Origin of the sequence: Mycobacterium sp. UM_Kg27 (assembly GCF_000972905.1) — a bacterium.
Classification (GTDB): domain Bacteria; phylum Actinomycetota; class Actinomycetes; order Mycobacteriales; family Mycobacteriaceae; genus Mycobacterium.
The window spans coordinates 1-7,298 of record NZ_JRMM01000176.1; the positions used below are offsets into that span (position 1 = coordinate 1).

Here is a 7,298-nt window from a genome sequence, read left to right on the forward strand (position 1 = left end):
CAGGATCGGGTTCCGTCGTTGCCTGAGGTGGAGACGGCGACGATGGCGGCGTTGGTGACGTTGCAGGAGATCGTCGACTACCTGCAGTCACTGATAGGTTCACCACCACCGGATCTGGTGGCGCCCAACGGATTGCCGGCAGGTGATCGCGCCCCTTTTGAGTTAACCGGAGCGGAGGTGGCGCGCTACGCGGTACGCGCCACCGCCGCTCCGGTGAGCGGGATGGGGATGCCCGGTCTGTATGCCGCCAGGACCGTCGAGATCGTGACGGCCGAGGCAGTCCAGGACGGGCTGACTGAAACGGCCGAGGCCCTGGCCGCAATTCTGCGCACACACGGCATTCGCGCGGCGATCGTGGCCCGACCCAGTGCCGACGCCGAGGCGATCATCCATCTCGGCGGCCTGCGGCAAATCGCCACTCGTGACGAGGCGCTTGCCGTCAACCGGGTGCTCTTCGCCGACGCGCAGTCCGTCGCAGCCCAATTCGCGGAACATGGTGGCGTCTTCGTCACCGTTCAAGACACCGGCGGCACCTTCGGTCTGCTCACCGACCCCGGCCTGCGGGCCTGGTCGGGCGGGATCGGTGCGCTGGCCAAAACCGCTGCGCAGGAATGGACCAGTGCGCAGGTCAAGGCGATCGATATCGCCGTCGGACATCGTTCCCCGCTGGTCGTCGCCGAGCAGATCACCGACGAAGTCCTAGCCGGCGGGGTGGAGCTCGAAGTGGGCCTCGGTAGTCCACACGGGCGAACCACGGTCGTCGCGGACGAGCAGCAGGTGAGCACCCGCACGCACCGCATCGGCCGGCAAGACGTCATTGTGGTCTCGGGTGGCGCCCGCGGGGTGACCGCCGGTTCGGTGATCGCCCTGGCGCAGCAGACCCAGGCGGCGTTCGTGTTGATCGGGCGCACCGAACTCAGCGACGAACCGCCGGAAGCCCAGGGCTTGACCACCGATGCGGAGCTCAAGCGGGCGCTGCTTGCCAGCGCTGCGGCGCAAGGACTCAAGGTCACACCCAAGCAGTTGGAGCAACAGGCGCAGCGCATCCTGGCCGACCGCGAGGTGCGGGCCACTCTGGCCGCGCTGACCGCGGCCGGTTCCCACGTCCGCTACGCCGCTGCCGACGTCCGTGACGCCGCGCAGCTGAGCGCGCTGCTGGACAGTGTGCGAAGCGAATTCGGTCCCATCACCGGCCTGGTGCACGGTGCCGGCGTGCTCGCCGATGCGCCGCTGCACAAGAAGACCCTCGACGGGTTCGACCGGGTCTTCGAGACCAAGGTCGGCGGCGCGTGCGCGCTGCTGGATGCCACAGCCAACGATGCGCTCAAGGTGATCTGCCTCTTCTCGTCGGTGGCCGCGCGCAGCGGAAACGTCGGCCAAAGCGACTACGCCATGGCCAATGAAATCCTCAACAAGGTGGCCTTGGCGGAGCAGGCCCGGCGCGGACCGTCCTGTCTGGTGCGGGCACTGGGTTGGGGCCCTTGGGATTCCGGCATGGTGACCCCGGGCCTCAAGGCGATGTTCGAGTCCCGCGGCATCTCGCTGATCCCACTCGCCGACGGCGCGCGCGCGTTTGTCGCCGACGTCCTCGACGGCGAGAGCGGAAGCTCCGAGGTGACTCTCGGCGACGGCGTACTGGCAGGGCTGCCCACGCATCCGATCCCGCCGGAAGGCAGGGTCGCGCGGGTGCTCGCCCACGTGACGCAGCAGCCCTACCTGCTCGACCACCGGGTCCAGGGCAATGTCGTGTTGCCCGTGGTGCAGGCGCTCGAATGGTTCATCCGGATGGCTGAGGCATGCCGGCCCGGCCACCACGTGGATCGGGTGCTCGACCTCAAGGTGCTGCGTGGTGTCACGCTCTACGAGTTCGAAAGGCACGGCAATCCCCTGATCGTGCGGTGCGTGCCCGTCGACGATCGGCCCGAACTGCTGACCGTGACGCTCTCCGACATCGAGGGCTCGACCGTGTACTACTCGGCCAAACTCGAGATGCGTTCGGGTGCACCGGTGGTCCCGGGCGCCCCGGCCCCGGCGTCGGACGGTCGCAGGATCGACCGCGAAGCCTGCTACACCGGTGGGGCACTGTTCCACGGAGCCGCATTCCAGGTGCTCGACGGCATGGACTGCGCCGAGACCACCGCGACGGCGTATCTGTCCGGATTGACGTCCGTGGGCTGGGCGGGGGAGGGCTGGGCGACCGACCCGGCCGCTGTCGACGGATGCCTGCAGGCGGCACTGGTCTGGAGCTACGAACTGCTCGGCCGCAATGTCCTTCCGCTGCGGGTGGGCGAGATCGTCCGCTACCGGTCCGGCGCGCTGGGTGCCGGCCTGCGATGCGTGCTCACCGGTGGGGACGCCAAGACCAGCCGTGCCGTCTGCGATCTTGACCTGGTCGACGCCGACAACCAGCTGGTGATCAGTCTCAAACGACTCGAGTTGTATCCCTACGGCGGCTGAATCGACGGCGGCTGATTCGAAGTGAAGTTTGATCCGATCGCGATCGTCGGGCAGGGGTGTGTCCTGCCCGGGGGACTGAACGCGGGTGAGCTCTGGACAACGGTGCACGACGGCCGCGACGCATTGGGCGCACCCGGGCCGGATTACTGGGGGGTATCCCCGGAGCGCGTCCTGTGCGCCCCGGCGGACGTGCCCGAACTCGACCACACCTGGTCGGACCGCGGCGGCTACGTCCGCGGGTTCGACGACCTTTTCGATCCGCGCGGACTGTTCCTCGACGCCGACGACCTGGCCGGACTCGACCCGCTCTACCGGTGGGGAATCGAGGCGGCCAGACAAGCCCTGGACAGTGCGGGATGGCGGGCAGGTGAGGTGCCGGGTTCCGCCGGGATCGTCCTGGGCAACCTGAGCTATCCGACCAAGAAGATGACCGACCTCGCCGAATCAGTCTGGCGGGGAGAAGAACCCGGAGTCGACTGGCGCAACCGCTTCATGTCCGGCCTGCCGGCTCACCTGATCGCGCAGGCATTGGGCCTGACTGGCGGAGCCGCGGCCCTCGACGCCGCCTGCGCCTCGTCGCTGTATGCCATCAAGCTGGCCTGCGATCGGCTACACGACCGCACCGCCGACGTGATGTTCGCCGGCGGCATCAACGGCGCCAGTGATCTGCTGCTGCACGTCGGCTTCACCGCCTTACAGGCCCTGAGCCGAACGGGGAGGTCACGACCGTTCAACAACGGCGCCGACGGCCTGGTCCCCGCCGAGGGCGCCGCCATCCTGGTGCTGCGGCGGCTTGACGACGCGATCGTCGACGGCGACTCCATTCTGGGCGTCATCCGGGGCGTCGGCTTGAGCAACGACGGTCGGGGACATGGGTTTCTGGTGCCCTCCCAAGACGGCCAAGAACGCGCGATGCGCCTGGCCTACGAGATGGCCGGACTCGAGCCGCGCGACATCTCCCTCATCGAATGCCACGCCACCGGGACATCGCGCGGTGACCTGACCGAACTGATGAGCATGGCGCGCATCTTCACCGGCATGACCGACGTGCCCATCGGTTCACTGAAATCCAATCTGGGCCACTCGATCACGGCATCCGGCGCGGCGGGAGCCATCAAAGTACTGGCCGCGATGCGTGCCGGGATACGTCCCCCGACCCTGCACGCCGAAGATCCGCTCCCGTTCATCGCCGACTCGCCGTTCCGGTTGCTCACTGAGGCCGAGCCCTGGGACACCGACGGGCCGCGTCGCGCCGCGGTCAACAACTTCGGCTTCGGCGGAAACAACGCCCACCTGCTGCTCGAAGAATGGGTCGAGGGACCCGGTCCCACGCCGGCTCCTCCGGTCGCCGCGCCCCGGGCCGAGCAGGAGATCGCGATCGTCGGCCTGAGCCTCCTGATCGGCGACGGTCACGGAACCGCCTCCGTCGCCGAGCACTTGAAGACATGTCAGCCGATACCCACCGGCCTGGCCGAGGGAGCCCGCGGCGCACGCATGGACGAGGTCTGCCTGGATCTGACCCAGACCCGCTTCCCACCGGCCGATCTCAAACAGACCCAGCCCCAACAACTGGCGTTGCTCGGTGCGGCCCTGGGCATCGGCGAGTTGATCAAGAGCCTGCCGCCGGACACCACCAGCGTCGTCGTCGGCATGGGCTGCGACGCCGAAGTCAACCGGTTCGGCCAGCGCTGGCGGCTGGCCGATGAATTCGACGACCCCGGCCGGCTCGCCGCCGCTCGCGACGATGTCGTTGCGGGGTGGACCGCCGCGGGGGTCGTGGGAGCCATGCCCAACATCGTCGCGAACCGACTGAACAGCCAATTCGATTTACGCGGGCCCAGTTTCACGGTGTCGCGCGAACAGCTCTCGGGCACCACCGCCCTGGAGATGGCCGCGCGGGCGTTACGCCGCGGAGAGGTCGACGCGGCCGTGGTCGGGGCGGTGGATCTCAGCTGCGAACCCGTGCATCAGGCGGCGGCGCGCGCCCAACTGCACCCCGATGAGCAGACACCCGCAGACGCCGCCGTCGTCCTGGTGCTCAAGCGCGCCGCCGACGCGCGCCGTGACGGCGACCCGGTGTACGCAACCCTGCTGCCCGATCAGCCGGTCGACGCCGAATGTCTGCACCTGGGCACCGTTCCCGGTGCGGTGAGCCTGTCGGCGTTGTTGGGTCACGCGCACGCCGCCTCGGGACTGCTGCATGTGGCCGCCGGCGTGCTCTATGCAGCCCTCGGAGTGTGGCCCGACGGCGAGCCCTGGACATCCGCGCAACGGCGCATCGCCGTCGAACTCACCGGACTGGCCGGCCAGCGACAACACATCACGCTGGTGTCCTCGGCAACCGGGCCGGAGGCCGCGGCCTTGACGGCGCCGGCAGCAGCCAACGGTGCCGGGAAACCCATCCGGCTCAACTTCCCCGCGCACCTGCCCGCGGTCCACCTGCCCCCACGCGTCCCGGCCCCAGGAACGAACCCCCCTGATCAACTGGAGCAATTCATGCCGATACAACTCCCGATGCCGCCGGCTTTGGCAACGGTCGCGGAGTCGCTGGCCCGGCTGCCGCTGGGTGTCGCCGCGGCGACACCGGCGCTACCGGAACCGCAGCCGACTGCGGCCGACGTTGCCCCCGCGACGCCCGCCACCGCACCCGCCGGCGCAAGCCGGGCGATCCAGCCGGTCAAACCTGCCGACAAGGTGGTCCCGACCCCGACGGTGAAGCGTGAGCCGGTGGGCCTCAAGCTCGACAAGGACGGGTTGCGCGTGCACTCCTCGGGGAACATCTCCGAGATCTTCGGCCCGGCCTTCGCCGAGCAGGACCAATATCCGCGCCAGGTCCGGATGCCCGAACCGCCACTGCTGCTGGCGGATCGGCTGTTGGGCATCGACGCCGAGCCGGCTCGGCACGGCACCGGAACGCTGTGGACCGAAACCGATGTCACCGCCGACTCCTGGTGGCTCCAGCAGGGCCGGATGCCCGCCGGCATCATGATCGAAAGCGGGCAGGCCGACCTGATGCTCATCTCCTGGATGGGCGCGGATCTGCTCAACAAGAGCGAGCGGGTCTATCGGTTGCTCGGCTGCGAGGTCACCTACCTGGGTGGGTTGCCCGAGATCGGCGACACCCTGCGCTTCGACATCCACGTGGACGGCCACGCCCGGCAAGGCGATGTGCGGCTGTTCTTCTTCCACTACGACTGCACGATCGACGGTGTCGAGCGGATGTCGATGCGCAACGGCCAGGCCGGTTTCTTCACCGACGAGGAGCTGGCGGCATCCGGCGGGGTGTTGTGGCGGCCTGAGGAACAGACCGTCAGCGGACCGATGGAGCAGACGCCCGCCCAGACGTCGCGCACCTCGCTGCAGCGCGCCGACCTGGAGGCGATGGCGTCCGGTGAGATCTGGCGTACGTTCGGCGAGGGATTCGAGCGCGCCGGCAGCCACACTCGCACCCCCAGCATCCACGCCGGCGACATGCTCTTCGTCGACGAAGTGACGGATCTGGACTTCACCGGTGGGCCGTGGGGCCGCGGATATCTGCGGGCCGTCGCGCCCGTGACGCCGGAGAACTGCTTCTTCGCCGGCCATTTCAAGAACGATCCCTGCATGCCGGGCACGCTGATGTATGAGGCGACCATGCAGACCATGGCGATCTACATGACCGCCCTGGGCATGACACTCGACTGCGACGGCTGGCGCTTCGAACCGGTTCCCTTCGAGACCTACAAGCTGCGCTGCCGGGGCCAGGTCACCCCGCAGTCGCGCGAAGTGGTCTACGAAGTGTTCGTCCGCGAGGTGATCGCCGGACCCGAGCCGACACTGTTCGCCGACCTGCTGTGCACCGTCGACGGGCTGCCCGCCTTCCACTGCGAGCGGATGGGCCTGAAGCTGTCACCGGGCTGGCCGATGGACCTCGGCGCCAAGGAACTCGAAGGCTACGTCGAGCCCAAAGCGGTCGCCGAAGTCAACGGCTTCCGCTACGACTACCAGGCGATGCTCGCCAGTGCCATCGCCAAGCCGTCCATGGCGTTCGGACCGTTGTTCGAGAAGTTCGACTCTCCCCGCAAGGCGGCCCGCCTGCCCGGCCCCCCGTATCACTTCATGTCCCGGGTCACCGAGCTGGTCGGTGAGACCGGCGTGATGAAGGCCGGCGCCGAAGTCGTCGTGGAGTACGACGTACCCGCCGACGCCTGGTATTTCGCCGAGAACGGTGCCGCCAACGGTCACGAGACGATGCCCAACGCGGTGCTCATGGAGGTCGCGCTGCAGCCCTGCGGCTGGCTGGCCAGCTACGTCGGCTGCCCGCTGGACGGCGACGCGGACCTGTTCTTCCGCAACCTGGACGGGACCGGAACTCAACACCGGGAGGTGACCCCGGCGACGGGAACACTGCGCATCAAGGTGAAGCTGAAGAGCCTCGCCAAGGCCGCGGGAACCATCATCGTCGGCTTCGACGGGGAGATCGTGGCCGACGAGGGACCGGTCTACACCTTCGACACCGTGTTCGGCTACTTCAAACGCGAAGCGCTGCAAAACCAGGTCGGTCTCCCGGTCAGCGACTCGCAACGCGCCTCTCTGGCGCAGCCCTCCGGCGCTCCGCTGGTCGACTTGACCACTCAGCCCGCCGAGTTCTTCGGGGCGGGAGCGCGGTTGGCAGACCCGATGCTGTTGATGGTCGATCGGGTCACCGGCCGCTGGCCCACCGGAGGCGCCGCCGGCCTGGGCCAATGGCGCGGCGTTAAAGACGTCAACCCCGGCGAGTGGTACTTCAAGGCGCACTTCTTCGGCGACCCGGTCCAACCGGGGTCCCTGGGCCTGTCTCTTATACACATCTGACGCTGCCG

Annotated in this window: 2 protein-coding genes; both read left to right on the top strand. The window is 68.4% G+C overall.

Annotation, left to right across the window (positions count from 1 at the left end):
- On the top strand, positions 1 to 2,457 hold a 2,457-nt coding region (locus LI94_RS19425), incomplete at its 5' end, for an SDR family NAD(P)-dependent oxidoreductase (RefSeq protein WP_046302220.1).
- A 21-nt stretch (positions 2,458 to 2,478) separates the two neighbouring features.
- The gene (locus tag LI94_RS19430) at positions 2,479 to 7,290 is read left to right on the top strand and encodes a beta-ketoacyl synthase N-terminal-like domain-containing protein (RefSeq protein WP_052739984.1); all 4,812 of its coding nucleotides are present in this window, start codon (positions 2,479 to 2,481) and stop codon (positions 7,288 to 7,290) included.
- The last annotated feature ends 8 nt before the right edge of the window (positions 7,291 to 7,298 follow it).